The organism is Bacteroides sp. (assembly GCA_036351255.1).
Lineage (GTDB): Bacteria > Bacteroidota > Bacteroidia > Bacteroidales > UBA7960 > UBA7960.
Map to the genome: position 1 here is coordinate 1 of JAZBOS010000157.1, position 3,500 is coordinate 3,500.

The following is a 3,500-nucleotide window of genomic DNA, read 5'->3' on the forward strand; positions in this document are numbered from 1 at the left end:
CGGTATCAATTTAACTTTCTGAAAGTATGAAAGCAATGAATCATAAAATCCCGATCCTGACCATTTTAACATTCATTTTATTGTTAACGGGATGCAAGAAATTTCTCGATGTTTCCCCCCAGGGACAACTTACGCAGGAGGATTTCCCCAAAACCCCCGAGGATGCGTTGCTGGCCACCAATGCAGCCTATACATCTTTGCGTGAATGGTACTATAATTCAGGGGGATACCCTATACTGGACATCATGTCTGATGATTCCCATAAGGGCAGCAATCCCAATGACCAGCTCAGCACCGTCGGGCCCTATGATGATTTTACACACACGCCCACACAGGATGGACTGGACCGCTGGTGGAATCAATTGTATGTTGGCGTGAAACGGGCGAATGTAGTGGTCGAATATGTGCCGGATATTTCTATGGATGAAGGGCTGAAGACCAGGTATATTGCAGAAGCCCGGTTTATCCGGGGCCTGGTCTATTTTGATATGGTCAGGGCCTGGAGCGGGGTGCCACTGGTAACCACAACCACTCCCGAACAGAACCTGCCCAGGGCAGCAGAAGAAGAGATTTTTCAACAGGTCATCAGCGACCTGGCTTTTGCCGCGGCCAACCTTCCTGAGAAAAGTGGTTATGGTAGTGCGGATCAGGGAAGGGCTACAAAAGGTGCGGCAAAATCAATGCTCGCCAGGGTATACCTGTTCAGAAAGGATTTTGTCAATGCGGAACTCTATGCCATGGAAGTCATTAACTCGATGGAATATGGCCTTGAACCGGTCTTTGTGGATGCCAATGGGGTGAATGGCAACAATGGAATAGAATCCGTCTTTGAAATAGGGGCCTTGCAGGTTGAAGGGACCGAGTCGGGTGGAAACCAGTATGCCAACACACAGGGCGTGCGCGGCACTCCGAACAGGGGCTGGGGATTCAGCAGGCCTTCCCTCGACCTGAGAAACTCATTTGAACCCGGCGACCCCCGTCTGAAGGGGACTATCATTGACCTGGGCGATGTGATTGATGATGTTGAGATCCTTGGTGACGGCTCCACACCGGATGAAGTATTTGATGACCAGGGGAATCTTATCGAAGTAGAATGTTACAACCGCAAGGTATGGGTTCCCGGCACCAATGTGCTTACGCAATGGGGACATCACAGGAGGATCATCCGTTACGCAGATGTTTTGCTTATGGCTGCGGAAGCACTCAATGAAAATGGCAATCCCGGTGAGGCACTGGGATACCTTAACATGGTAAGGGCCAGGGCACGCGAGGGCAATAATGAAATACTTCCGGATATCACTACACTGGATCAGGGTGAATTGCGTGACCTGATCCTGGAAGAAAGAAGGCACGAGCTTGCACTGGAAGGACATCGTTTCTGGGACCTGGTCAGGACAGGCAAAGCTCCGGAGATACTGGGGCCACTGGGATATATTCAAGGGAAGCACGAACTTTTACCAATTCCTCAAACGGAAATAGATATATCAAAAGGGACATTATCTCAAAATCCAATGTGGTAAGAAAATTATAATTATTGTTTAATCTTAAAACTATGTAACATGAAAAGGAAGATTATTTTTATTGTTTCAACACTATTAATGGCTGCCCTGATTATAGGGGTGACCAATTGCAAAAAGGATGAGGATGAACAGGTCACCTTCACCCTTTCTTCACTGAAAGCCGGATCTATTGACATGAACGGTGCCACCCCACCGGACAATATTCCTCCGGATCCGACTATCACTGCAGTATTCTCGGTTGATGTTAAGGCATCGACAGCCAATGAAAACAACATTAAATTGGACCGGGATTACGATGGTGCTTCAATTGACCTCACAATCACCGTCTCGGGACGAACCGTGACTATCGTACCGGATGTTGATCTGGGCAATGGGGCCCTGTACAAACTGACCATGTCGGGCATCCAGTCAACCGATGACCAGGCAATAGGAACACTTGAGCGTACTTTCACCACCGAGGGAACCTTCGTCCCGGCAGGCCAGATAGCCCACTGGGGATTCGAAGACAATTCCAATGACGATGTGGGAACCTATAATCCTTTGCCAACCGGAATCATTGATATCACTTATGTAGATTCACGCAATGCAGAAGCAGGCAAGGCAGCTTCCTTCAACGGGACAACCAGCATCATTGAAATTCCCAATGGGGACGAACTGATCAATACCGCTGACTTTACCATCACTTTCTGGGTGAAGACCAATTCAGAGAACAAGACCACCGGGCATTTTGTAATGGGACTCGGTGCCTTCTATGGCATCCAGTATGAAATATTCGGGTCCTATGACGGAGCTAAGTTCGCGATTCAGTACGAAGCAGGAGACGGAACAACCACCGCTGAAGATATGTGGTTCCCCTTTGAAGCACAGGACAATACAAATGGCGGATGGCAGGGATGGGACTTTGCCAAATCAATCAGCCAGGACGATATGATCGCTTTGCTTAAGGATGCATGGCTGCACGTCGTTTACACATACAACGGTGCGACAAAACAGGGCACCCTGTATTACAATGGCGAAAAGATGAAGAGCTTCGACTTTAACTTGTGGCCCGACGGAGACCTGAAACAAACCATTGTTGGGCTCAAGTATGGCGGTACAGAACCTGAGGTTGTGAATGAACTGGCATTTGGATTCATCCAGTCACGTGCAGGCACACTGTGGGACAACGAACCATGGGGTGGTTATGATTTCCCGGATGCCAACCATTTCAAGGGATTGCTCGATGATATCCGCTTCTACCATAAGGTGCTGACTCCAACTGAAATTTCATTAATGTACGAATCAGAGAAACCTTAATTTGTGATACACTGAAACAAAAAGGAGGGTTTTGGAATTCCTTAATCCTCCTTTTTTTAATTTTATTAACATGAAATCTGCTGTTCCCTATCTTTGGCTGGTGTTCATAATGGGTGCATTGCTTTTGGCAACCTGTAAGAAACAAGAGGAAAATACACCCGGGAAGGTCCAGCTTGCCGCAATAAAAATTGGTGATGAAAGTCTCGACCTGCAGGGAAACAATGACGGCATTCCGGTCGACAGCATGATCTATATCGAGTTTAATGATCAACTTGATATATCCACTGCTGCCGGGGCTATACAACTCTTTAAGGATCCTGACTCTGTTGTGGCATTTGACCTGTCTTCGCAAGACAATAATACGACCATCATCCTGAATACGGAATCATTGCTTTCTTATCAGTCCGCTTATCGCATAATCATTACAGGTGAACTTGCAGGTGCGGGGGGGGAGACATTCCCCGGGATAACGGTAAATTTTTTCACCGAGAATGGCAAACTCCTTATTGAAAACATCACGATCAATGGCATTGATTTTGGCACTGCGCCTCAAAGGGACATCGACTATGAAAACCTGGATATAGAGATCTGGTTTTCACATCAACTGGATCCCGAAGATTATAAGCCTTATTTTTTCGTTTCCGGCAATTTCCAGAAAAATATCCTGCTCTCAGCAGATAACAG

The 3,500-nt window shown here is 47.1% G+C and carries 3 protein-coding genes; all 3 read left to right on the forward strand.

The window, feature by feature from the left end; translation table 11 throughout:
• The first annotated feature begins 35 nt into the window (after positions 1-35).
• On the forward strand, positions 36-1,520 hold the full coding sequence (locus V2I46_14615) for a RagB/SusD family nutrient uptake outer membrane protein (protein MEE4178734.1): 1,485 nt from the start codon (positions 36-38) through the stop codon (positions 1,518-1,520).
• Between the two features lie 39 nt (positions 1,521-1,559).
• Positions 1,560-2,816 carry a LamG-like jellyroll fold domain-containing protein gene (locus tag V2I46_14620; GenBank protein MEE4178735.1) on the forward strand — a complete coding sequence of 419 codons (1,257 nt, stop codon included), beginning with the start codon at positions 1,560-1,562 and terminating at the stop codon, positions 2,814-2,816.
• 70 nt (positions 2,817-2,886) lie between these two features.
• Positions 2,887-3,500: Ig-like domain-containing protein (locus V2I46_14625; protein ID MEE4178736.1), on the forward strand; the 614-nt coding region annotated here is incomplete at its 3' end.

What these genes read in the sequence shown, in the direction of transcription:
- V2I46_14615 (MEE4178734.1), top strand. Translation starts at nt 36, where the DNA reads ATGAATCATAAAATCCCGATCCTGACCATTTTAACATTCATTTTATTG.
- V2I46_14620 (MEE4178735.1), top strand. Translation starts at nt 1,560, where the DNA reads ATGAAAAGGAAGATTATTTTTATTGTTTCAACACTATTAATGGCTGCC.